At 63.1% G+C, this 21,846-nt stretch carries 23 protein-coding genes; 19 read left to right on the forward strand and 4 right to left on the reverse strand.

What is annotated here, in order from left to right:
• The first annotated feature begins 30 nt into the window (after nt 1–30).
• The 13 genes from AC1RJW_RS08800 (at nt 31) to AC1RJW_RS08860 (ending at nt 13,617) form a co-directional block, all read left to right on the forward strand.
• Entirely contained in the window at nt 31–672 is a 642-nt protein-coding gene (locus AC1RJW_RS08800) for a DUF502 domain-containing protein (protein ID WP_436497648.1), read from the forward strand.
• A 69-nt stretch (nt 673–741) separates the two neighbouring features.
• Entirely contained in the window at nt 742–2,538 is a 1,797-nt protein-coding gene (aspS, locus tag AC1RJW_RS08805; RefSeq protein ID WP_070221635.1) for an aspartate--tRNA ligase, read from the forward strand.
• A gap of 84 nt (nt 2,539–2,622) precedes the next feature.
• Nucleotides 2,623–3,087 carry a dihydroneopterin triphosphate diphosphatase gene (gene nudB, locus AC1RJW_RS08810; RefSeq protein ID WP_493044588.1) on the forward strand — a complete coding sequence of 155 codons (465 nt, stop codon included), beginning with the start codon at nt 2,623–2,625 and terminating at the stop codon, nt 3,085–3,087.
• Between the two features lie 19 nt (nt 3,088–3,106).
• Nucleotides 3,107–3,400, forward strand: a complete 294-nt coding sequence (locus tag AC1RJW_RS08815; protein ID WP_046682130.1) for a hypothetical protein — start codon at nt 3,107–3,109, stop codon at nt 3,398–3,400.
• 73 nt (nt 3,401–3,473) lie between these two features.
• Nucleotides 3,474–4,295, forward strand: a complete 822-nt coding sequence (locus AC1RJW_RS08820) for an endonuclease/exonuclease/phosphatase family protein (RefSeq protein WP_070221632.1) — start codon at nt 3,474–3,476, stop codon at nt 4,293–4,295.
• 9 nt (nt 4,296–4,304) lie between these two features.
• Nucleotides 4,305–5,468, forward strand: a complete 1,164-nt coding sequence (clsB, locus tag AC1RJW_RS08825; protein ID WP_493044589.1) for a cardiolipin synthase ClsB — start codon at nt 4,305–4,307, stop codon at nt 5,466–5,468.
• Entirely contained in the window at nt 5,465–5,854 is a 390-nt protein-coding gene (locus AC1RJW_RS08830; protein ID WP_034778428.1) for an RNA-binding S4 domain-containing protein, read from the forward strand. The genes clsB and AC1RJW_RS08830 overlap by 4 nt, the downstream gene beginning before the upstream one ends.
• Before the next feature lie 257 nt (nt 5,855–6,111).
• Nucleotides 6,112–6,714 (forward strand): TetR/AcrR family transcriptional regulator, encoded by a 603-nt coding sequence (locus tag AC1RJW_RS08835; RefSeq protein WP_493044722.1) that lies wholly within the window; start codon nt 6,112–6,114, stop codon nt 6,712–6,714.
• Nucleotides 6,715–6,793: 79 nt separating this feature from the next.
• A complete protein-coding gene (locus tag AC1RJW_RS08840; protein ID WP_034753387.1) occupies nt 6,794–8,584 on the forward strand; it encodes an acyl-CoA dehydrogenase C-terminal domain-containing protein in 1,791 nt (596 codons plus the stop codon).
• Between the two features lie 14 nt (nt 8,585–8,598).
• Nucleotides 8,599–10,998 (forward strand): 3-hydroxyacyl-CoA dehydrogenase/enoyl-CoA hydratase family protein, encoded by a 2,400-nt coding sequence (locus AC1RJW_RS08845; protein ID WP_493044590.1) that lies wholly within the window; start codon nt 8,599–8,601, stop codon nt 10,996–10,998.
• Between the two features lie 11 nt (nt 10,999–11,009).
• Complete coding sequence (locus AC1RJW_RS08850; RefSeq protein ID WP_230506575.1) at nt 11,010–11,507, forward strand: PaaI family thioesterase; 498 nt, start codon at nt 11,010–11,012, stop codon at nt 11,505–11,507.
• A 60-nt stretch (nt 11,508–11,567) separates the two neighbouring features.
• Complete coding sequence (locus AC1RJW_RS08855) at nt 11,568–12,764, forward strand: acetyl-CoA C-acyltransferase (protein ID WP_493044591.1); 1,197 nt, start codon at nt 11,568–11,570, stop codon at nt 12,762–12,764.
• A gap of 73 nt (nt 12,765–12,837) precedes the next feature.
• Complete coding sequence (locus AC1RJW_RS08860) at nt 12,838–13,617, forward strand: enoyl-CoA hydratase (RefSeq protein WP_493044592.1); 780 nt, start codon at nt 12,838–12,840, stop codon at nt 13,615–13,617.
• Here AC1RJW_RS08860 and AC1RJW_RS08865 read toward each other — a convergent pair.
• On the reverse strand, nt 13,614–14,213 hold the full coding sequence (locus AC1RJW_RS08865; RefSeq protein WP_493044593.1) for a TetR/AcrR family transcriptional regulator: 600 nt from the start codon (nt 14,211–14,213) through the stop codon (nt 13,614–13,616). The genes AC1RJW_RS08860 and AC1RJW_RS08865 overlap by 4 nt on opposite strands.
• Nucleotides 14,214–14,254: 41 nt before the next feature.
• Between AC1RJW_RS08865 and AC1RJW_RS08870 the strand changes: the two genes are divergently transcribed.
• The gene (locus AC1RJW_RS08870) at nt 14,255–14,782 is read left to right on the forward strand and encodes a dihydrofolate reductase family protein (protein ID WP_493044594.1); all 528 of its coding nucleotides are present in this window, start codon (nt 14,255–14,257) and stop codon (nt 14,780–14,782) included.
• Here the strand turns inward: AC1RJW_RS08870 and AC1RJW_RS08875 are convergent.
• A complete protein-coding gene (locus AC1RJW_RS08875) occupies nt 14,779–15,582 on the reverse strand; it encodes a metallophosphoesterase family protein (RefSeq protein ID WP_493044595.1) in 804 nt (267 codons plus the stop codon). The two genes, AC1RJW_RS08870 and AC1RJW_RS08875, sit on opposite strands and share 4 nt — an antisense overlap.
• 139 nt (nt 15,583–15,721) lie before the next feature.
• On the opposite strand from AC1RJW_RS08875, the gene bla reads away from it, so the two are divergent.
• The 3 genes from bla to AC1RJW_RS08890 all read left to right on the forward strand — a co-directional run bounded on the left by bla (nt 15,722) and on the right by AC1RJW_RS08890 (nt 18,340).
• Complete coding sequence (gene bla, locus AC1RJW_RS08880) at nt 15,722–16,666, forward strand: subclass B3 metallo-beta-lactamase (RefSeq protein WP_493044596.1); 945 nt, start codon at nt 15,722–15,724, stop codon at nt 16,664–16,666.
• Nucleotides 16,667–16,946: 280 nt separating this feature from the next.
• Nucleotides 16,947–18,155: an RtcB family protein gene (locus tag AC1RJW_RS08885; RefSeq protein ID WP_493044597.1), complete on the forward strand. Its 1,209-nt coding sequence runs from the start codon at nt 16,947–16,949 to the stop codon at nt 18,153–18,155.
• Between the two features lie 11 nt (nt 18,156–18,166).
• Nucleotides 18,167–18,340, forward strand: coding sequence for a hypothetical protein (locus AC1RJW_RS08890; RefSeq protein ID WP_226936303.1), 174 nt, complete (start codon nt 18,167–18,169; stop codon nt 18,338–18,340).
• On the opposite strand, the gene AC1RJW_RS08895 is transcribed toward AC1RJW_RS08890, so the two are convergent.
• Both AC1RJW_RS08895 and AC1RJW_RS08900 read right to left on the reverse strand, forming a co-directional pair.
• Nucleotides 18,337–19,140: a metallophosphoesterase family protein gene (locus AC1RJW_RS08895; RefSeq protein WP_493044598.1), complete on the reverse strand. Its 804-nt coding sequence runs from the start codon at nt 19,138–19,140 to the stop codon at nt 18,337–18,339. The two genes, AC1RJW_RS08890 and AC1RJW_RS08895, sit on opposite strands and share 4 nt — an antisense overlap.
• Before the next feature lie 46 nt (nt 19,141–19,186).
• Entirely contained in the window at nt 19,187–20,092 is a 906-nt protein-coding gene (locus tag AC1RJW_RS08900) for a LysR family transcriptional regulator (protein ID WP_493044599.1), read from the reverse strand.
• Nucleotides 20,093–20,211: 119 nt separating this feature from the next.
• On the opposite strand from AC1RJW_RS08900, the gene AC1RJW_RS08905 reads away from it, so the two are divergent.
• Both AC1RJW_RS08905 and AC1RJW_RS08910 read left to right on the forward strand, forming a co-directional pair.
• Complete coding sequence (locus AC1RJW_RS08905) at nt 20,212–21,078, forward strand: pirin family protein (protein WP_493044600.1); 867 nt, start codon at nt 20,212–20,214, stop codon at nt 21,076–21,078.
• A gap of 65 nt (nt 21,079–21,143) precedes the next feature.
• On the forward strand, nt 21,144–21,845 hold the full coding sequence (locus AC1RJW_RS08910; RefSeq protein ID WP_217494254.1) for an isochorismatase family protein: 702 nt from the start codon (nt 21,144–21,146) through the stop codon (nt 21,843–21,845).
• Nucleotide 21,846 lies beyond the last annotated feature (1 nt).

Consider the following 21,846-nt stretch of genomic DNA (forward strand, 5'->3'; position numbering starts at 1 on the left):
GCGCCGATACGATCCATTACCGAGAAACCGATGCGTAAATACTTTATTACCGGATTACTGATTTTGGTGCCCCTGGCCATTACGGCCTGGGTCCTGAATCTGGTGATCAGCACGATGGACCAGTCGCTGTTGCTGGTGCCCGGCAGTACGCAGCCCAGCGTCTGGTTCGGCCACAATGTTCCAGCACTGAGTACCATTCCCGGCCTGGGCACGGTATTGACGGTGCTGATCGTGTTCTTCACGGGCTTGCTGACGAATAACCTGGTCGGCAATTACGTGGTGAAACTGTGGGAAAAATTGCTGCAACGCATACCCATCGTCAATTCCCTGTATTCGAGCGTCAAGCAAGTGTCGGATACCCTGTTTTCCCCGTCGGGCAATGCCTTCCGCAAGGCCGTGCTGGTGCCATATCCGCACCAGAACTCCTGGACCATCGCTTTCCTGACGGGCGTGCCGGGCGGCGATGCGGCGAACCACCTGGTGGGCGACTATGTCAGCGTGTACGTGCCGACGACGCCGAACCCGACGTCAGGCTTTTTCCTGATGATGAAGCGCAGCGATGTCGTCGAACTCGACATGAGCGTCGATGCGGCGCTCAAATATATCGTCTCGATGGGCGTGGTGGCGCCTGCGGAAGTTGTTGCTGTACCGGCCCCGGCAGCCAAAGAATAAAGGCAGGCGTCCCACGCGGGACGTGGCCGGATTGAACACTCACTAACCTGAACTGAGAATTTTATGTCTATGCGTACTGAATACTGCGGCCTCGTTACCGAAGCCATGCTGGGACAAACCGTCAGCCTGTGCGGCTGGGTACATCGCCGCCGCGACCACGGCAGCCTGATTTTCATCGACTTGCGCGACCGTGAAGGCCTGGTGCAAATCGTCTGCAACCCGGAACAAGCGGAGATGTTCAAGGTCGCCGAAGCCGTGCGCAACGAATTCTGCCTGCGCGTGACGGGCGTCGTGACCAACCGTATCGAAGGCACGATCAACAACAACCTGAAGTCCGGCAAGATCGAAGTGGTCTGCTCGGAGCTGGAAGTGCTGAACCCTTCCGTGCCCGTGCCGTTCCAGTTGGACGACGACAATCTGTCGGAAACGACGCGTCTGACGCACCGCGTGCTGGACCTGCGCCGCCCGCAAATGCAGAACAACCTGCGCCTGCGCTACAAGGTGACGATGGAAGTGCGCAAGTACCTCGACGCGCTGGGCTTCATCGACATCGAAACGCCGATGCTGACCAAGTCCACGCCAGAAGGCGCGCGCGACTATCTGGTACCGTCGCGCGTGAACGCGGGCAGCTTCTTCGCCTTGCCGCAATCGCCACAGTTGTTCAAGCAACTGTTGATGGTCGCCAACTTCGACCGTTACTACCAGATCACCAAGTGCTTCCGCGACGAAGACTTGCGCGCCGACCGCCAGCCTGAATTCACGCAGATCGACTGCGAAACCTCGTTCCTGACGGAACAGGAAATCCGCGACCTGTTCGAAGACATGATCCGCGTCGTCTTCAAGAACACCCTGAACATCGACCTGCCGAACCCGTTCCCGGTGATGGATTTCGCCGAAGCGATGGGCCTGTACGGTTCCGACAAGCCGGACATGCGCGTCAAGCTGGCCTTCACGGACTTGACCGAAGTCATGAAGTCGGTCGAATTCAAGGTCTTCAACGGCGCCGCCAACATGAAAGGCGGCCGCGTGGTCGCCCTGCGTGTACCGCAAGGCGGCAGCATGCCCCGTTCGGAAATCGATGCCTACACGCAATTTGTTGCCATCTACGGCGCCAAGGGCTTGGCCTACATCAAGGTCAACGAGAAAGCCAAGGGTCCTGAAGGCTTGCAGTCGCCGATCGTCAAGTTCCTGCCTGCCGACGTGCTGGCCACGATCCTCGAGCAGACGGGCGCGCAAGACGGCGACCTGATCTTCTTCGGCGCCGACAAGGCCAAGGTCGTCAACGACGCCATCGGCGCGCTGCGCGTGAAGATCGGTCACAGCGAGTTCGGCAAGAAAGCCGGCCTGTTCGAAGACGTGTGGAAGCCATTGTGGGTGGTCGACTTCCCGATGTTCGAACACGACGAAGAAGCGGACCGCTGGACGGCGACCCACCATCCATTCACGGCTCCGAAAGACGGCCATGAAGACATGCTGGAAAGCGATCCGGGCGCCTGCATCGCCAAGGCCTACGACATGGTCTTGAACGGCTGGGAACTGGGCGGCGGTTCGATCCGTATCCACCGCGAAGAAGTGCAGTCGAAAGTGTTCCGCGCGTTGAAAATCGACGCCGAAGAAGCGCAGCTGAAGTTCGGCTTCCTGCTCGACGCCCTGCAATACGGCGCGCCACCGCATGGCGGCCTGGCATTCGGCCTGGACCGTATCGTGACCATGATGACGGGTTCCGAATCGATCCGCGACGTGATCGCCTTCCCGAAAACCCAGCGCGCGCAAGACTTGCTGACCCATGCGCCGTCGGAAGTGGACGAGAAGCAATTGCGTGAACTGCACATCCGTTTGCGCAGCGCCGAGCCTAAAGTAGTGTAATGAAGCATGCGGCTGCCCCGGCGGCCGCTGTTTGATCCACTATGCAAAAAAAGGCGCTGTCGTGGCGCCTTTTTCATTGTTGATATGACTCATAAAATTCCTGTTTCCGTGCTGGTCGTCATTCATACGGCTGACCTTGAGGTCTTGCTGATCGAGCGCGCGGGCCAGCCCGGCTTCTGGCAATCGGTGACGGGTTCCGTCGATGCCGTTGACGAACCGCTGCTGCAGACGGCCGCGCGCGAATTGTGCGAGGAAACGGGCATCGTTGCCGACGGGCACGATATCGTGCTGCGCGACTGGAACTTGTCGAATGTGTACGAAATCTATCCGATCTGGCGCCACCGCTATGCGCCCGGCGTGACGCGCAATACGGAACACGTGTTCAGCGTGCAAGTGCCGCGCGACGTCGCCATCACGCTGAGTCCCCGCGAACACCTGCAATACGCGTGGCTGCCCTATCTGGCGGCGGCCGACCGCTGTTTCTCCTCTTCCAATGCGGAAGCGATTCTGCAATTGCCGGCCATGACGGGCCTGGCGCGTCCCATTTGATTTCCTTAGAAAGCATGCCATGTTGAACTGGTTACATTTGACTGCACAGCAAAAACTGCTGGGCACCCTGGGCATCGTTTTTTGCCTGTGCTTTATCTTCCTGCTGTTTAGCTCCACCGTACCCGGCCGCACGCCGCCCATCGGCATGCCGCTGATGGCGATCGGCTGGCTGCTGCATCCGGGTGCGTTTGCCAAGGGCAAGCGCACGGTGGCCTGGCGCGGCGCGCCCTTGCTGGTCAAGATCGTCTGGGCGGCCGGCATTACCGCGCTGATCGTCAGCGTGACGGCGGGCGTGGGCCGTATGCTGGCGTGATTGTGCGCGTTTAGGTGCGCACGCGCACCTACGCAGGCGCCGCGTGGGGCCCGTCTGGGAGTAGAATCAATGCATGAAAATCCGCGTAGCAACTTATAATATCCACAAGGGCGTTTCCTCCGTGCGGGGCTTGCCCCGCGTGCATGCCTTAAAACAGGCGATCGCCCTGTTCCATGCCGATGTCGTGTTCCTGCAAGAGGTGCAAGGCAAGCACGACCGCAATGCGGCCCGCTTTGGCGCCGAGAAAAACGGCCACAAGCATTGGCCGGAAGCGTCGCAGCATGAATTCTTTGCCGGCGCCGAGCACCATTCCGCCTACGGCATGAATGCCGTGTACGACCATGGCCACCATGGCAACGCCTTGCTCAGCAAATTCCCCATCGCTTCGCAAACCAACCACGACGTGTCCGACCATGCCTACGAGCAACGCGGCATCCTGCATTGCGTGCTCAAGACGCCGCAGGCTGACGTGCATTGCTACGTGGTCCACCTGGGCCTGTTCGAGTCGGGGCGGGGCCGGCAGACGCAGGCGCTGATCGACGCCGTCATGGAATCGGCGCCGAATGGTGAACCCGTCATCATCGCGGGCGACTTCAACGACTGGCGCAACACGCTCAGCGACAAGCTGCGCAATGCGCTGGGCGTGGTGGAAGTGTTCGATCAGCGCGCGTCGAACTCGGCCTTGGGCGACCTCGTGCGCACCCTGGCGCGGCGCCAGACGAAAACGCCCGTGCCCGTGCCGGCGCGCACCTTTCCCGCCGCCTTGCCGTGGTTCCGCCTGGACCGCATCTATGTGCGTGGTTTCCACGTGGAAGGCGCGCAAGTGATGCATGGCACCCTGTGGGCAAAATTGTCGGACCACGCGCCGATAGTTGCTGCTTTGAAACTCGCGTAGACTGCCGGCATGCGCACAGTCAATTTCATTGCCCACAACGACATCCAGCTGCTGTATTGCGGCACCGATTACTTTCCTGCCTTGATTGCCGCGATCGACGGCGCACGCTCGGAAGTCTATTTCGAAACCTATATCTTTGCCGATGACGCGACGGGCACCCTGGTGCTCGACGCCCTGAAGCGTGCCGCCGCGCGCGGCGTGCTGGTGTGCATGATCACGGACTGGTTCGGCACGGGCAACCGCCGCGTCAAGGCCATGCATGCGCAGCTGGAAGCGGCGGGCGTGCACCACCGCATCTTCAACCCGTGGTTCCGGCGCGGCATCACGCGCACGCACCGCAAGATCTGCGTGGCAGATGGAGAAATTGCCCTGGTGGGCGGCATCAATATCAACGATGACATGTTTTGCGACTACGACCACAGCATCAGCCTGGAAGCACCGCGCTGGGATTTCGCCGTGCAGGTGAAGGGCCCGCTGGTGGACGCCATCCATGAAGAGGTGCAGGCGCAGTGGGCGCGTCTGGGCAAGATGAACCTGGTGCGGCGTATCAAGCTGTACCGCAAGATGCGCGTCGTCAGCAAGGAACTGGCGAAGAACCCTGTCGTGGCCGGCTTTGTCGTGCGCGACAACCTGCGCAACCGCCGCACCATCCAGCGCGCCTACCTGCAGGCGCTGGGCCAGGCGAGGAAAAGCGTGATGCTGGCCAATCCGTATTTCGCACCCGGGCACAAGCTGCGCCACGCCCTGGCCCAGGCGGCCCAGCGGGGCGTCGACGTGGTGCTGCTGATCGGCGTGGGCGAATTTCGCATGCAAGATGCCGTGGCGCACTCGTTTTATCCGAAACTGCTGGCCGCCGGCGTCAAGATCGTCGAATACCGCAAGACGCAGCTGCACGCCAAGGTGGCCGTCGTCGACGATGACTGGGCGACGGTGGGGTCGAGCAATATTGACGCGCTGAGCCTGTTTTTGAACCAGGAAGCGAACGTGGTGATCAAGGACGTGGCCTTCGCACAAAGCCTGCGCCAGCACATCGAGCAGGGTGTGGCCGACGGCATCGTGATCCACCAGGACGATTTCAAGCACATCGGCCGCTTCCGGCGCATCGGCTACGAAGCCGCGTTCCTCGCGTACCGGCTGGTGATGCGCATTTTTTCAGTAGGCAAGTACGCATGAACGAGATGACAACGGTCAGGCTGGACAAATGGCTGTGGGCGGCGCGCTTCTTCAAGACGCGCTCGCTGGCCAGCGAAGCGGTCGACACGGGCAAGGTCAAGGTGGGCGGCGAGCGCGTGAAGCCGGCGCGCAGCGTGCGCGTGGGCGACGAGCTGGCCATCGACAATGGCGCGGAAACGTGGGAAGTGGCCGTGCTGGGCCTGTCCGACAAGCGCGGCGCGGCGCCCGTGGCGCGCCTGCTGTACGGCGAAACACCGGCCAGTATCGCCCGCCGCGAGCAGCTGGCCGAGGAGCGCAAGCTGTTCCGCGAGCCGGGCACCACCATCAAGGGGCGGCCGACCAAGCGCGACCGCCGTCAATTGAGCAAGGCTGGCGACCTTTCCTGAGGCGCGATTATTGCTGTAAGGCAAGGGCGCGCGGCGCTTTTGTCACCTGAAACCGATACAAACACGCGGCCAAAAAATGCTGCGCCGCACCAATAGAACACCGGCTCTAAAGTTCCCGTTTGACTTTTACGTGGTAGTGGATAATAGTACGAGCGTTCGGATTTTTTCGAGGCGTGCTTTTTTTTACCCTCGCTTCAATCCGCCAAATCGGCAACATCATTTTTAGAACGGACATCTTGAATACTTCAGTCAAATTCATGCGCAAGGGCGAACTGACCCGTGCAGCCATCCTCGACGTGGCGCTGGACCTGTCCAGCCGCGACGGCCTGGAAGGCCTGACCATTGGGCTGCTTGCGGACAAAATGAACATGAGCAAGTCGGGCGTGTTTGCCCACTTCGGCTCGCGCGAAGACTTGCAGATGGAAGTGCTGAAGCTCTACCACTATCGTTTCGAGCAAGAAGTCTTTTTTCCCAGCATGAAAGAACCACGCGGCATCCAGCGCCTGCAATCGATGTTTGCACGCTGGGTCAAGCGGGTCAGCGTGGAAATCGCTTCCGGCTGCATCTATATCAGCGGCGCCGTCGAGTATGACGACCGTCCCGGTCCCATCCGCGAGGCCCTGGTGGCCATGGTGCGGGCCTGGCAGGGCGCACTGCTGCGCTGTGTCGAGCAATCGATCGCCACGGGCGACCTGAAAGCGGACACGGACGCCCAGCAGCTGGTGTACGAGATGTATGGCCTGATCCTGGCCCTGCATCACGATGCGCGCTTCCTGCGCGTGCCGGGCAGCATCGAACGGGCGCAAGCGGGCTTTGTCCGCCTGCTGGCGTCGTACCAGAATTGCGTCACAAGCAAATAAGCCGTCACGCAGTATCCGCAACAAACGCACACGCACTTACAAGTACAACACTTTAGCTAATCGCCTTCAGGAGAAAATTATGGGTCAATACGTCGCGCCAATCCGGGATATGCAATTCGTCCTGCATGAGTTCCTGCAAGTGGAAGAAGAACTGAAGCAAATGCCGTCGTACGCCGACGTCGACGCCGACATCATCAACCAGGTGCTGGAAGAGGGCGGCAAATTCACCTCCGAAGTATTGTTCCCGCTGAACCACTCCGGCGACCGCGAAGGCTGCCACCACGACCCCGTCACGAAAAGCGTGACCACGCCTAAAGGTTTCAAGGAAGCCTACAAGCAGTACGTCGAAGGCGGCTGGGCGGCACTGGCTTGTGATCCGGAATACGGCGGCCAGGGCTTGCCTGTCGTGCTGAACAATTCGTTCTATGAAATGCTGAACTCGTCGAACCAGGCCTGGTCCATGTACCCTGGCCTGTCGCACGGCGCCTACGAGTGCCTGAAGGAACACGGCACCGACCACCAGAAGGAAGTCTACCTGCCGAAGCTGGTGTCGGGCGAATGGACGGGCACCATGTGCCTGACCGAACCGCACTGCGGCACCGACCTGGGCCTGCTGCGCTCGAAAGCATTGCCTGAGGCGGACGGTTCCTGGACCATCACCGGCAACAAGATCTTCATCTCGGCCGGCGAGCACGACATGGCGGAAAACATCCTGCACCTGGTGCTGGCCCGCGTGCCGGACGCACCGGAAGGCTCGAAAGGCATTTCGCTGTTCCTGGTACCGAAATTCCTGCCGAACGCGGATGGCACGGTCGGCGAGCGCAACCCGATCACCTGCGGCGCCATCGAAGAAAAAATGGGCATCCACGGCAACTCGACCTGCCAGATGAACCTGGACGGCGCGAAAGGCTGGATCATCGGCCAGCCGAACAAGGGCCTCAACGCCATGTTCGTCTTCATGAACGCGGCCCGCCTGGGCGTGGGCATGCAGTCGCTGGGCCTGACGGAAATCGCCTACCAGAACGCGCTGATCTACGCCAAGGATCGCACGCAAATGCGTTCGCTGTCCGGCATCAAGAACCCGGAACTGCCGGCCGACCGCATCATCGTGCACCCTGACGTGCGCCGCATGCTGTTGACGGGCAAAGCCTACGCCGAAGGCGCGCGCGCGTTCACCTCGTACGTGGCGCTGCAGATCGACCGCGAACTGCACCACCCGGACGCCGACGTGCGCAAGGAAGCGGCCGACGAAGTGGCGCTGCTGACGCCCGTCATCAAGGCTTTTATTACCGATAACGCCTGGATCGCCACCTCGGACGCGATGCAAGTGTTCGGCGGCCACGGCTACATCTCGGAATGGGGCATGGAACAGTATGTGCGCGATGCGCGCATCAACATGATCTACGAAGGCACGAACACGATCCAGTCGCTGGACCTGCTGGGCCGCAAGATCCTCGGCGACAACGGCGCCAAGCTGCGCAAGTTCGGCGAAAAGATCAAGGCTTTCGTCGAAGACAACGGCACCGATGAAGCGATGAGCGAATTCGTCACCCCACTGGGCGACCTGGGCGACAAAGTCACCAAGCTGACCATGGAAATCGGCATGAAGGCATTCCAGAATCCTGACGAAGTGGGCGCGGCCTGCGTGCCTTACCTGCGCGTCGTCGGCCACATGATCTACAGCTACCTGTTCGCGCAGATGGCCAAGATCGCCCTCGAAAAAGAGTCCAGCGGCGACAAGTTCTACACCGCCAAACTGGCTACCGCACGTTTCTACTTCGCCCGCTTGCAGCCTGAGACGGCAACCCTGATCCGTCAGGCGCGTTCCGGTTCGGCCAACCTGATGGCACTCGACGCAGACCTGTTCTAAGACTTGAGGAAAATATGACCAATTTCATCGTTAAAAAAGTAGCCGTCCTCGGCGCCGGCGTGATGGGCGCGCAGATCGCCGCCCATTGCATCAACGCGAAAGTGCCGGTCGTGCTGTTCGACCTGCCAGCGAAGGAAGGTCCGAAGAATGGCATCGTGCTGCGCGCCATCGAGAACCTGAAAAAACTGTCGCCTGCCCCGCTGGGCAACAAGGATGACGCCGCGCTGATCCAGGTGGCCAACTACGAAGACAACCTGGACTTGCTGGCCGGTTGCGACCTGATCATCGAAGCCATCGCCGAGCGCATGGACTGGAAACACGACCTGTACCAGAAGGTCGCACCGCACATCGGCCCGAACGCGATCTTCGCCTCGAACACCTCGGGCCTGTCGATCACCAAGCTGGCCGAGGGCTTCGACGCCGACTTGAAATCGCGCTACTGCGGCGTGCACTTCTTCAATCCGCCGCGCTATATGCACCTGGTCGAAATCATCCCGACCGCGTTCACCAAGCCCGAGATCTCCGACCAGCTGGAAGGCTTCCTGACCACCACCCTGGGCAAGGGCGTGGTCCGTGCCAAGGACACGCCGAACTTCATCGCCAACCGCGTGGGCGTGTTCGGCATCTTGGCCATCGTGCATGAAGCGGAAAAATTCGGCCTGTCCGTGGACGTTGTCGATGACCTGACCGGCTCCAAGCTGGGCCGCGCCAAGTCGGGCACCTTCCGCACGGCGGACGTGGTCGGCCTGGACACCATGGGCCATGTGATCAAGACCATGCAAGATTACCTGCCGAACGACCCGTTCGCCGCCGTCTACAAGACGCCGGCCGTGCTGGCGCAACTGGTGGAAAAGGGCGCGCTGGGCCAAAAGAGCGGCGCAGGCTTCTACAAGAAGGTCGGCAAGGAAATCCAACGCCTGGACTTCGCCACCGGTGAATACGTGGCCGGCGGCGCCAAGGCGGCCGACATCATCGCCCGCATCCTGAAGGAAAAGGATCCGGTCAAGAAGATGAAGGCGCTGCGCGAATCGACGAATCCGCAAGGCCAGTTCCTGTGGGCGATCTTCCGCGACGCCTTCCACTACATCGCCATCCATCTGGACACCGTGGCCGACAATGCGCGCGACATCGACTTCGCCATGCGCTGGGGCTTCGGCTGGAACGTGGGTCCGTTTGAAACGTGGCAGGCATCGAACTGGCTGCAAGTGGCCAACTGGGTCAAGGAAGACATCGACGCCGGCCACGCGCTGTGCAACGCGCCTTTGCCTGCCTGGGTATTCGAAGGCCCGGTCGCTGAAAAAGGCGGCGTGCACACGCCGGAAGGTTCGTATTCCGCCGTGTCGAACAGCTTCGTGCCACGCTCTAACCTGTCCGTCTACGACCGCCAGCAGTTCCGCGCGCCCGTGCTGGGCAGCGGCGCCATCGACGGCAAGACCGCCGGCACCACCGTCTTCGAAGACGAATCCGTGCGCGTCTGGCATACGGGCGACGACGTCCTGATCATCTCGTTCAAGACGAAGATGCACGTGATCGGCGAAGGCGTGATCAACGGCCTGAAACTGGCATTGGCCGAAGCGGAGAAAAACTTCAAGGGCCTGGTGATCTGGCACGCCGACGCGGCCGAAGGCGGCGCCTTCTCGGCCGGCGCCGACCTGCAATCGGCCCTGCCGGCCTTCATGCAAGGCGGCGTGAAAGCCGTCGATCCGATCATCGCTGAACTGCAGAACACTTTCATGTCGCTGAAATACGCGAACGTGCCGGTCATCGCCGCGGTCGCTGGCCTGGCACTGGGCGGCGGTTGCGAGCTGGCGCTGCACGCATCGAAGCGCGTGGCCTCGATCGAGTCGTATATCGGCCTGGTGGAAGTGGGTGTGGGCCTGATTCCAGCCGGCGGCGGCTTGAAGGAAGCGGCGCAGCGCGCCTACAAGGAAGCCAAGGGTAACGATATCCTGCAATTCCTGAAAACGGGCTTCACCAATGCGGCCACCGCCAACGTGTCGAAATCGGCGCTGGAAGCGAAAAAAATGGGCTACCTGAAGGAAGACGACGTGATCGTGTTCAACGCCTACGAGCTGCTGCACGTGGCCAAGGTCGAAGCGCGCGCCATGTTCGACGCGGGCTTCCGTCCGCAACTGCCATCGCTGATCCAGGTCACGGGCCGCTACGGCTGGGGCACCATCAAAGCGCAGCTGGTCAACATGCGCGACGGCGGCTTCATTTCGGCGCACGATTTCAAGCTGGGCGAGATGATCGCCGAGATCGTATCGGGCGGCGACGTGGACCAGGGCAGCTTCGTCAGCGAACAGTGGCTGCTGGATATGGAACGCAAGGCATTCCTGGAGCTGTTGAACCATCCGAAAACCCAGGAACGGATCATGGGCATGATGCAGACCGGTAAGCCGGTACGCAACTAAGCACAACGTCGATGACGATCCTGTCCCTTGTTTTTAAAGTACTGCTGCGCGTGAGGCCAAGCATGGTGTATGACCGTATCAAACAACAGATGATGGACACCTTGCCCTTCGTGCGGCTGCTGGGGATCAGCATCGACGAGATCGGCGCCGGCACCTCGAAGGTGTCGCTGCCGGACGATCCCAAACTGCATAATCACCTGGGCACGCAGCACGCGGGCGCCTTGTTTACCCTGGCCGAAACGGCTTCCGGCGCGGCCATGGCCGGCGGCTTCGCCGAGCTGATACTGGGCTTGCGCCCGGTGGCCAAGGAGTCGCGCATCGCCTACCAGAAGGTGGCCCGGGGCGCGACGCGCGCCGAAGGCCGCGTGCCGGGCGACCTGGCTGCACTGAAGGCGCAGCTGGCGCAGGACGGCAAGGTGGCGTTTCCCGTGGCAGTCGATATTTTCGATGCCGAAGGCACGCTGGCGGCACAGGTGACGGTGGACTGGTATTTGTCGCAGAAGCGATAAGCCACCACTCCGGATATTCGACAGAACACGAACCTCGTTCAACATCTTTGAAAGAAAAAAATGAGCAAACAACTTCAAGACGCGTACATCGTCTCTGCAACCCGCACCCCGATCGGCAAGGCGCCGCGCGGCATGTTCAGAAACACCCGCCCGGACGACCTGCTGGTGCGCGTGCTGCAATCGGCCCTGGCGCAAGCGCCTGGCCTGGACCCGGCATTGATCACCGACGCCATCATCGGCTGCTCGTTCCCGGAAGCGGAGCAGGGCTTCAATATCGCGCGTAATTCGGTGCTGCTGGCCGGCTTGCCGAAAACCGTGGGCGGCGTCACCGTCAACCGCTATTGCGCCTCGGGCATCACGGCCATCGCCATGGCGGCCGACCGCATCCGCGTGGGCGAAGCCGACGTGATGATCGCCGGCGGCATCGAGTCGATGTCGATGGTGCCGATGATGGGCCACCACCCGTCGATGAACCTGGACATGTTCAGCGACGAGAACATCGGCATGGCCTACGGCATGGGCCTGACGGCCGAGAAAGTGGCGCAGCAATGGAAAGTGTCGCGCGAGCAGCAGGACGCGTTTTCCGTCGAATCGCACCGCCGCGCCATCGCCGCGCAGCAAGCCGGTTTCTTCAAGGCGGAAACGACGCCCGTGGAAATCATCACGCGCACGCCGAACCTGGCTACCGGCCATGTGGACGTGACGCGTCGCACCGTCGACACGGACGAAGGCGCGCGCGCCGATTCGTCGATGGAGTCGCTGGCCAAGCTCAAACCGGTCTTCGCCGCCAAGGGCAGCGTCACGGCCGCCAACAGCTCGCAGATGTCCGACGGCGCCGGCGCGCTGCTGATCGTCAGCGAAAAAATCCTGCGCGAACATAACCTGACCCCGCTGGCGAAATTCTCCTCGTTCGCCGTGCGCGGCGTGCCGCCGGAAATCATGGGCATCGGTCCGAAGTTCGCCATTCCCGCAGCGTGCGCCGCCGCCGGCATCACGCAAGACCAGCTGGACTGGATCGAGCTGAACGAAGCGTTTGCCGCACAGGCATTGGCCGTCATCGGCGACCTGGGCCTGGACCCGGCAAAAGTGAATCCGATGGGCGGCGCGATCGCCCTGGGCCACCCGCTGGGCGCCACCGGTGCCATCCGCGCGGCCACCGTGATCCACGCGCTGCAGCGCACCAAGCAGAAATACGGCATGGTCACGATGTGCGTGGGCGCCGGCATGGGCGCGGCAGGCATCTTCGAACGCGTCTAAGTTTGACGGGCTAAAGCAATAAAACAGGGCGCTGCGGGATTACCCCGGCGCCCTTTATCATTCTGGAGACGACATGGATATTTTGTGCAGCAAGAGCGAGGGCATTCTGACCCTGGAATTCAACCGCCTGGAACGCAAGAATGCGATCACGGGCGCCATGTACCAGACCCTGGCCGACGCGCTGATGGCGGCCGAGACGGACGATGACGTCCGTGCCATCCTGATCTGCGGCAAGCGCGAGATTTTCACAGCTGGTAACGACCTCGATGACTTCATGAAGACGGCGCGCCCGGCCGATGGCTCGCTCGACCACGACCGTCCCGTGTTCCAGTTCATGCGCGCCCTGTACGGCAGCAGCAAGCCCGTGGTGGCGGCCGTCTCCGGCCCTGCCATCGGCATCGGCACCACGCTGCTGATGCACTGCGACCTCGTGTATGCGGCAGACAACGCCAGCTTCTCGATGCCGTTCACGCAGCTGGGCCTGTGCCCGGAATTCGGTTCCAGCCTGCTGCTCACGCAACTGGCCGGCTACCCGCGCGCGGCGGAAAAGCTGATGCTGGGCGAGTCCTTCCCCGCCAGCGAAGCGCTGGAAATGGGCCTGGTCTCGAAAGTCGTGCCGCTGTACGACCTGATGACGTTCGCGCAAGGCCAGGCCGCCAAGCTGGTGGCCTTGCCAGCGGCGTCCATCCGCGCCACCAAGCGCCTGATGAAGCAAAGCCGCATGGAACCGATGAAGGCCGCCATCGCCGACGAAAACAAACTGTTCAGTGCCATGCTGGGCGGCGCAGAGGCGAAGGAAGCGTTTACGGCGTTCTTCCAGAAGCGCAAGCCGGATTTCAAGCAGTTCAATTAAGCGCCTGCCTGGCCGCTGGACAGCATCCCGGCCAGAATCAGGCCGACCGAGGCGTGCCAGGCCGTCTCGCTGGCTGGCCTGCCCGCCAGCGCGTAGCCGTGCAGGAAATCGACGAGCGCGTCGCGCCCACGCAGGCGGATCTTTTGCGGCAGATCAAGGCCGTCCACGGCCAGTTCGAACAGTGCCGTGAACCGCTGGACCACGTCGGTTTGCGTCACCAGCCCGCGCGCCATCAGGCGCACGAAATACGGCGTGGCGCTGACTAGTTCCAGGTACAGCGCGCAGAGCGCCAGCAGGCGGCGCTGCGGCCCCTGGCGTTGCGTAAACGGCGGCTGGCACGGATCGAGTGCGGCAAAGCGCTGCGCCATCAAGGCAAGCAATAACTCCTCTTTCCCCGCGTAGTAGTGATACAGGGCCATGGTATCGACGCCCAGCCGCTGCGCCAGCGCGCGCATGGAAAACGCTTCACCTTTTTCTTCCAGCAGGGCCAGGGCCGCCTGCAGGATGGCGGCGCTGTCCAGCGCGGGTGCCACGCGGCGCGGACGGCCTGCGCGGCGCACGGGAGATTCCAGGTCTTGAAGTTTTGGGGTTTTCATGGGCATAATTCTACACTGTAGAATTAATTGAAGGAACACCCATGCAAAAAACTTCTGTCAGCGTATTTCTCGGCATTAGTATCGACGGCTGCATCGCGGGAGAAAACGGCGACCTGTCCTGGCTGGCCGAACTGGCCCCCGACTCGCCCGACGCCACCGGCTACACGGCCCTGATGGCGCAAGTCGATACCCTGCTGATCGGCCGCACCACGTATGACGCCGTGCTGGGGTTTGAGCCGTGGCCGTATGCGGGCAAGCGCGTGGTGGTCTTGAGCCACCGCGATTTCGTGCCGCGCCATGGCGAGCAGCGCCGCGAAGGCAGCGTAGGGGCGGTACTGGAGGCGCTGGCCGGGGAGGGCTGCCGCCACGTGTATCTCGATGGCGGCGCCGTCATCCGCGCCGGCTTGCGCGAGGGCGTCATCGACAGCCTGATTCTGTCCGTGCTGCCCGTGGTGCTGGGCAAGGGCGTGCGCCTGTTCGAGGATGGCTTGCCGCGCAGCGACTGGTGCCTGGACGACACGCGCCAGCTGCCCAGCGGCGTGGTGCAGCTGCGCTATCTGAAAAATTAAACCGTGCTGGCGAGGTTGACGATAAAGCCGGAATCGTAGCGATCGTTTTCAGGCGCGCCGTCCGGACGCTTGTAGCCGCAGGGATTGCAGACGACGCGGCAGTCCTGGACGCGGTAGTCGAGCGAGGCGTGCATGTGGCCATGCACCCACAGGTCGGCCTGGGCTACCAGCTCGTCCAGCTGCGAGGCGAAGGCGGGCGAACCCAGGTTCGTCGCGTATTGCTCTTCCACCGACAGCATCGACGGCGCCATGTGCGTGATGATGACCGTCTTGCCGTCGAACGGTTGCGCCAGTTGCCGTTCCAGCCAGGAGCGGTGCTGCGCATGCAGTTGCGCCGTGTCGCTGGCGCACAGCAGGCGCGGCGTGCCGCCGCCCGTGCTGATGCGCTTGTAGTCGGGCATGTAGGCTTGCGCTGCGTTAAGCGCTTCTTCCCGGCGCTCGGCGCCGAACAGCAGAAAATCCGTCCACAGCGTGACGCCGAGGAAGCGCACGCCATCGAGCGTCACGGCGTCGCCGTCGAGCAGGCGGATGTTGGCACCGTGCGCATTGGCGCTGGCGCAGGCGTCGCGCACGGCGTCCTGCATGTGTTCGAGCTGGTGGCCATACCCCTCGTGATTGCCATGCACGTACAGCACGGGCACGGCGCCGAAGGTGCGCGCGGCCCAGGCGATGGCGTTGCTGCCCGTGTCGATGTCGCCGGCCAGGATCACCACGTCGGGGCGGCTGGCGGCAAGGTCGATGGCGGGCGTATCTTCACCCCAGACTTCCAGGTGCAGGTCGGACAGGATCAGCAAACGCATGGCAAGAAGGCGGCAAGGCGCGCGGCAGTCAATGGGCCTCTATCGTAGCGCATGTCGCTGCGCCCGTCCGCTTGACTGCGCAAGGGTAGCGACGTTACCCTGTGGCATCTATTCATACCGATTATCTTCCTGGAGCCGCATGCCGCCTTTCTTCCTTCCCAAGACCTTGCTCGGCATCGCGCTGGCCGCCATGGCGCTGCCGTTGACGGCGCATGCTGTCACGCCTGCCATCGATCCCCTGACGCAGCCGATCGCTTCGCCGTATGCGGCGCAGTGGAACCGTCCGCAGCAGCCGGCGCGCATCCACGGCGACACGTATTACGTGGGCGTGGGCGGCCTGAGCGTGGTGCTGATCGACACGCGCGAAGGCTTGATCCTGATCGATGGCGCGCTGCCGCAATCGGTGGCCGCCATCAAGGAACATATCCTCGAGCTGGGTTTCCGCCTGGAAGACATCAAGTTCATCCTGAATACGGAAGCGCATTTCGACCATTCGGGCGGCATCGCCGCCCTGGCCCGCGACAGCGGCGCGCAAGTGGTCGCCAGTCCGCTCGGTGCGCAGGCGCTGCGGGCGGGCTCGGTACTCGCCATGGATCCGCAAGCGGGCGAAATCGATCCCATGCCGGCCGTGGAAAACGTGCGCGAGATCGCCGATGGCGAAACCCTGCAACTGGGCGAGGTGACCATCACGGCGCGCTACACGCCTGGCCATACGCCGGGCAGCACCAGCTGGACCTGGGTCTCGTGCGAGGATGCCGAGCGTCAGGAGTGCCTGAACGTTGTGTTCGGCGCCAGCCTCACGCCGGTGGCGGCCGACGATTTTCACTACCTGGGCGATGAGCGCCATGGGGACCTGACGCCGGCCTTCCGCCGCGTCATGCAGGACTTTGCCAAACTGCCGTGCGACATTTTGATCTCGGCCCACCCCGACCACTCCGGCGGCGACCTTAAACTGACGCAATTGCTCGAAGGCGTCACGCCGAATCCCTTCATCGATGCGCAGGCGTGCAGCAACTACGCGGCAAAAAATGAAGCCAAGCTCGATGCCCGCATCGCGAAGGAAAAAGCGGCTGCGACAAAATAACAACGTTGGCGTCTTCACCATGAAAAAGGATTGACGCACCGCAGCATAAGGTGCAGAATCGGCATCCGCAGTTGAGATTAACCAAACAAAAGAAAGGAAACCCATGTTCGAGCAGGCTGGCAGCAAGTTGTACTACCACTAGCCCCGTGCATGACGCTCGGGGCCATCGGCACATTGCCGATCCCGAGCCGGTGTCCTTCAAAGCCCCGGTGAGGAAACTCGCCGGGGTTTTTTTGTTTCATAGGGGCCCCGGCATAACGACAATACCAAGGAAGACGTTATGCCCATCCATCAGACATTGCACGGCGCCCATGTGCCCGTGCATATCTTTACCGACGATATCGACGCGCAGGCGCTGCGCCAGCTGCACAATATTGCCAGCCTGCCCATCGTCCATCCGCATGTGGCGGTCATGCCCGACGTGCATGCCGGCATCGGCGCTACCGTCGGCAGCGTGATTCCTACGCGCGGCGCCATCATCCCGGCAGCCGTCGGCGTCGACATCGGCTGCGGCATGAATGCAGTGCGCACGACCCTGACGGCCAGCGACCTGCCCGACAACCTGGCGCGCCTGCGCAGCGCCATCGAAGCGGAAGTGCCCGTCGGCTTCGAGCAGCACGAATGGAGCCGCGTGCAAGGCTCGCGCCAGGCGCGCGCCGTGCGGCCGCTCGGCGACCGCCTGGCGCGCATCGTCGAGCGTCACCGGGGCATTGCCAAGATGTTGCGCCAGTTCGAGCGCACGTGGATTTGCCAGGCCGGCACCCTGGGGGGCGGCAATCACTTCATTGAAATCTGCCTCGACGAGGAGCAGCGGGTGTGGATCATGCTGCATTCGGGTTCGCGCGGCATCGGCAACGTGATCGGCCGTTACTTTATCGCTGCCGCGCAGAAGGACATGCGGCGCCACCAGCTGCAGCTGCCGGACGCCGACCTGGCGTACCTGAGTGAAGGTTCCACGGTCTTCGACGACTACGTGGAGGCGGTGGACTGGGCGCAGGATTACGCGCTGCTCAACCGCAGCGAAATGATGCGCCGCGTGCTCGACGTGCTGGCGAAGTTTGCTCCGCCTTTCCGGCTGGACGGGGAGGCCATCAACTGCCACCACAACTACATCGCGCGCGAAACGCATGGCAATGAGGATTTATATGTGACGCGCAAGGGCGCCATTTCGGCGCGGCAGGGCGAGCTGGGCATCATCCCCGGCAGCATGGGCGCGCGCAGCTTCATCGTGCGTGGCAAGGGCAAGCCGGAATCGTTCTGCTCCTGCTCGCACGGGGCGGGGCGCAGCATGAGCCGCAGCGAGGCGAAGCGCCGCTTCAACCGCTTCGACCTGGCCGAGCAGACGGCTGGCATCGAGTGCCGCAAGGATGGCGGCGTGATCGACGAAATCCCCGCCGCCTATAAAAATATCGACGCCGTCATGGCGCATCAGAGCGACCTGGTGGAAGTGGTGCATACCTTGCGCCAGGTCGTCTGCATCAAGGGCTGAAAGGAGAAACCATGAAGATCAAAGTGAAAGCCCCGTCCAAGCCGCGCAATCCGCTGGTGGCGGCCGCCAGGCTGCGCGGCGGCGCCGGCGCGCACCAGTCGGAGGCCTCGCCACGGGCGGCGCGCCGGGCCGGCAAGCACCGCCTGCAGCAACTGCTGGCGGGGCGTTTGAAGCCTGAGGATTAGCGCGGGGGCAGTTCGACGATGAAGTTCGGGTTGAACTGGGGATTTTGCGGCGTGCCGCTGCGCGTCTTGTAGCCGCAGGGGTTGGCTACGACGCGGCACGGGCCGATGCGGTAGTCGCGCGAGACGTGAATGTGGCCATGCACCCACAGGTCCGCCTGCGCGGCCAGGTCGTCCAGGCGCGAGGCGTAGGCGGGCGAGCAGCCCTCGCTGCCGTAGGCATCGTCGACCGAGCGCAGCGACGGCGCCATATGGCTGATGACCACCGTGCGGCCGTCGAAGGGCTGCGCCAGTTCGCGCGCCAGCCAGGCTTTTTGCTGCGCGTGGAACATGGCCGTATCGGCCGCGCGCAGCTTGCGAAAGCCCATGTTGGCCAGGCGGATGCGCTTGTAGTCGTTCATGACGGCTTCCGCGTCGCGCATGGCCGCTTGCCGCGTGTCGTCGCCCAGCAGGCGGAAATCCGTCCACAGGGTGGCGCCCAGGAAGCGCACGGCGTTGCCTGCCGGGTCGGTGATGACGTGGGTATCGGCGTCGAGAAAATGCACGTTCGGCGTGGCGGCGCAGGCCGCGCGCAGCTCCTGGCGCACCTTGTCGAGGTGGTGGCCATAGCCTTCGTGGTTGCCATGCACGTACAGCACGGGCAGGCCCGCAAACGCGGTGGCGGCCCAGGCGACGGCGCGTGAACCCGTATCGATGTCGCCGGCCAGAATCACGGCGTCGGGGCAGCTGAGCGCGAGGTCGCCCTGCGGCGCTTCGTCGCGCCATAACTCATGGTGCAGGTCCGACAGAATCAATAAACGCATGCGGTATCCAGACGATTCGGGAGTACGCCATCGTACCTGAAAACCGTCACTCCTCCCCCAGCGCGGCGAAGCTGTGCGCCAGGTAGTCGATCAGCGCGCGCACGGCCGGCAGCAGGCCGCGCCGCGACGGGAAGACGGCGTGGATGATTTCTCGCTGCGGCCGCCACTGCCCCATCAGCGGCAGCAGGCTGCCATCGGCCACCTGTTCGGTGATCATCATGGTCGGCAGCTGCACCACCCCCACGCCGGCCACGGCCGCGTCGCGCAGGGTCAGCATGTCGCCCGTGACGAAGCGCGGCACGTGCCGCAACTGGGCGCGCGCGCCATTGGGGCCGTATAAATCCCACTGGTAGTGCTGCTGCGGCATGCCCAGGGCCAGGCTGGGCCAGTCGGCCAGGTCGGCTGGCGCGGTTGGCCTGGGGGCGTCGCCGAACAGCAGGGGGCTGCCCACCATGCACTGGCTGCGCTCGGCCAGCACGCGCAGCACCAGATCGCTGTTGGGCAGCGGCGGCGGGCGCACGCGGATGGCCGCGTCGATGCCTTCGGCCACCAGGTCGACGCGGCGGTTGCTCGCTTCGAGCAGCAGGGTCACCTGCGGATACTCGCGCATGAAACCGGCCAGCATGGGACCCACCAGCGTATGCAGCAGGGCGATGGGGCAGGACAGGCGCACCGTGCCGCGCGGCGCGGCCCGCGTCAGTTCGATCGCTTCCTGCGCCGCTTCCGCTTCCACCAGCATCGCCTTGCAATGCTCGTAAAACGTCTGCCCCACGTCGGTGACGGAAAAATGCCGCGTCGTGCGCTGCAGCAGGCGCGCGCCCAGGCGCTCTTCGAGCAGCGCGATGCGCCGGCTCAGCTTGGATTTCGGCATGCCCAGCGCGCGCCCGGCCGGCGCGAAGCCGCCATGGTCGACCACCTGTACAAAGTAATACAAGTCATTCAAATCCTGCATGCCGCCTCCTTGATCGTTCTATTTTTAGAACGCTGATGGCCTATTTTACCGTCTACCGCCCTTATCGTTGCAAGCGTAACCTGTCTCCATCGTAATGCAAACCCCAACAGGAGATCGAGATGAACACAGTCACAGGTATCTACAGCGCACCGCGCCAGCACTGGGTCGGCGACGGTTTTCCCGTGCGCTCGATGTTTTCGTACAGCGGCCATGGCAAGCAGCTGAGCCCTTTCCTTCTGCTTGACTACGCCGGCCCCGCCGAATTTGCGCCCGGCACGCGTCCGCCCGGCGTCGGCTCGCATCCGCACCGCGGCTTCGAAACGGTGACCATCGTCTACAAGGGCGAAGTGGCGCACCGCGATTCGACGGGCCAGGGCGGCGTGATCGGTCCCGGCGACGTGCAGTGGATGACGGCCGGCGCCGGCATCCTGCATGAAGAGTTTCATTCGCCTGCCTTCACGCAGTCGGGCGGCACGCTGGAAATGGTGCAGCTGTGGGTGAACCTGCCGGCGAAAAACAAGATGACGGCGCCCGGCTACCAGGCCATCACCAGCGAGACGATTCCCGCGGTGGCGCTGCCCGACGGTGCCGGTTCCGTGCGCGTGATCGCCGGCGATTTCGCCGGCCAGCATGGCCCTGCCCGCACGTTCTCGCCGATGCAGGTGTGGGATGTGCGCCTGGCCCAGGGCAAGCTGACGGAATTGCCCGTCACGCCAGGCTGGAGCACGGCGCTCATCGTCCTGCATGGCACGGTGCTGGTGAATGGCGAGAGCGTGGTGCGCGAAGCGCAGATGGCGCTGTTCGGGCGCGACGGCGACAGCATCAGCATCGAGGCGAACAGCGACGCCGTGGTGCTGCTGCTGAGCGGCGAGCCGATCGACGAGCCCATCGTCGGCCATGGCCCCTTCGTCATGAACACCGAAGCGGAAATCGCGCAGGCGTTCGAGGATTTCAACAGCGGCCGCTTCGCCCGTATCGCGACGTAGTTTGTGTCATTAATTTGTGCAGTACCCGTGCCGCATCCCGCGGCATGGTTTTTCAGGAGACCACCATGAGCACCCCCGCCAACTTCCAAGGTTTGCCACCGATGATCGATCCCGACGACGCCGTCATGCTGCTGATCGACCACCAGAGCGGCTTGTTCCAGCTGGTGCGCGACATCGAGCAGCACGTGCTGCGCGGCCACGTCACGGCCTTGGCCAAGCTGTCGCGCCTGGCCAATATGCCGACGTTTACCACCGCTTCCGTGCCCGACGGCCCGAACGGCCCGTTGATCCCGGAGATCCACCATTTCAACCCGGATGCCGTCTACATCCCGCGCACGGGGCAGATCAACGCCTGGGACAATCCGGCCTGGGTCGAGGCCATCGAAAAGACGGGCCGCAAGACCCTGCTGATCGCCGGCACGCTCACCAGCGTGTGCATGGCCTTCCCCACCATCAGTGCGCTGGCGGCCGGCTACAAGGTGTTTGCCATCATCGATGCCTCCGGCAACTGGTCGAAGATGGCCACCGACATCACCATGGCGCGCGTCACGCAGGCCGGCGCCGTGCCGATCGACACGTATGCCGTGCTGGCTGAAGTGATGAGCACCTGGAACCGCGCCGATGCGATGGATTTCGCCGCCATCATGACGGATCACATCGTGCCGCCGTACCGCGCCCTGATCGAAAGCTACGACAAGGCGCAGGGCGTGCAAAAGAATGGCCGCGAGACGAAGCTGGAAATCCTGGAAGCGGCCAGCAAGGGCTGAG

This window comes from Janthinobacterium sp. GW822-FHT07A03, assembly GCF_058798815.1.

What these genes read in the sequence shown, in the direction of transcription:
- AC1RJW_RS08900 (WP_493044599.1), bottom strand. Translation starts at nt 20,092, where the DNA reads ATGCAGGATTTGAATGACTTGTATTACTTTGTACAGGTGGTCGACCAT.
- AC1RJW_RS08840 (WP_034753387.1), top strand. Translation starts at nt 6,794, where the DNA reads ATGGGTCAATACGTCGCGCCAATCCGGGATATGCAATTCGTCCTGCAT.
- AC1RJW_RS08835 (WP_493044722.1), top strand. Translation starts at nt 6,112, where the DNA reads ATGCGCAAGGGCGAACTGACCCGTGCAGCCATCCTCGACGTGGCGCTG.
- AC1RJW_RS08845 (WP_493044590.1), top strand. Translation starts at nt 8,599, where the DNA reads ATGACCAATTTCATCGTTAAAAAAGTAGCCGTCCTCGGCGCCGGCGTG.
- AC1RJW_RS08885 (WP_493044597.1), top strand. Translation starts at nt 16,947, where the DNA reads ATGCCCATCCATCAGACATTGCACGGCGCCCATGTGCCCGTGCATATC.
- clsB (WP_493044589.1), top strand. Translation starts at nt 4,305, where the DNA reads ATGCGCACAGTCAATTTCATTGCCCACAACGACATCCAGCTGCTGTAT.
- AC1RJW_RS08850 (WP_230506575.1), top strand. Translation starts at nt 11,010, where the DNA reads ATGACGATCCTGTCCCTTGTTTTTAAAGTACTGCTGCGCGTGAGGCCA.
- AC1RJW_RS08815 (WP_046682130.1), top strand. Translation starts at nt 3,107, where the DNA reads ATGTTGAACTGGTTACATTTGACTGCACAGCAAAAACTGCTGGGCACC.
- AC1RJW_RS08890 (WP_226936303.1), top strand. Translation starts at nt 18,167, where the DNA reads ATGAAGATCAAAGTGAAAGCCCCGTCCAAGCCGCGCAATCCGCTGGTG.
- AC1RJW_RS08820 (WP_070221632.1), top strand. Translation starts at nt 3,474, where the DNA reads ATGAAAATCCGCGTAGCAACTTATAATATCCACAAGGGCGTTTCCTCC.
- AC1RJW_RS08860 (WP_493044592.1), top strand. Translation starts at nt 12,838, where the DNA reads ATGGATATTTTGTGCAGCAAGAGCGAGGGCATTCTGACCCTGGAATTC.
- bla (WP_493044596.1), top strand. Translation starts at nt 15,722, where the DNA reads ATGCCGCCTTTCTTCCTTCCCAAGACCTTGCTCGGCATCGCGCTGGCC.
- AC1RJW_RS08855 (WP_493044591.1), top strand. Translation starts at nt 11,568, where the DNA reads ATGAGCAAACAACTTCAAGACGCGTACATCGTCTCTGCAACCCGCACC.
- AC1RJW_RS08895 (WP_493044598.1), bottom strand. Translation starts at nt 19,140, where the DNA reads ATGCGTTTATTGATTCTGTCGGACCTGCACCATGAGTTATGGCGCGAC.
- AC1RJW_RS08870 (WP_493044594.1), top strand. Translation starts at nt 14,255, where the DNA reads ATGCAAAAAACTTCTGTCAGCGTATTTCTCGGCATTAGTATCGACGGC.
- AC1RJW_RS08905 (WP_493044600.1), top strand. Translation starts at nt 20,212, where the DNA reads ATGAACACAGTCACAGGTATCTACAGCGCACCGCGCCAGCACTGGGTC.
- AC1RJW_RS08910 (WP_217494254.1), top strand. Translation starts at nt 21,144, where the DNA reads ATGAGCACCCCCGCCAACTTCCAAGGTTTGCCACCGATGATCGATCCC.
- AC1RJW_RS08800 (WP_436497648.1), top strand. Translation starts at nt 31, where the DNA reads ATGCGTAAATACTTTATTACCGGATTACTGATTTTGGTGCCCCTGGCC.
- AC1RJW_RS08865 (WP_493044593.1), bottom strand. Translation starts at nt 14,213, where the DNA reads ATGAAAACCCCAAAACTTCAAGACCTGGAATCTCCCGTGCGCCGCGCA.
- AC1RJW_RS08875 (WP_493044595.1), bottom strand. Translation starts at nt 15,582, where the DNA reads ATGCGTTTGCTGATCCTGTCCGACCTGCACCTGGAAGTCTGGGGTGAA.
- nudB (WP_493044588.1), top strand. Translation starts at nt 2,623, where the DNA reads ATGACTCATAAAATTCCTGTTTCCGTGCTGGTCGTCATTCATACGGCT.
- aspS (WP_070221635.1), top strand. Translation starts at nt 742, where the DNA reads ATGCGTACTGAATACTGCGGCCTCGTTACCGAAGCCATGCTGGGACAA.
- AC1RJW_RS08830 (WP_034778428.1), top strand. Translation starts at nt 5,465, where the DNA reads ATGAACGAGATGACAACGGTCAGGCTGGACAAATGGCTGTGGGCGGCG.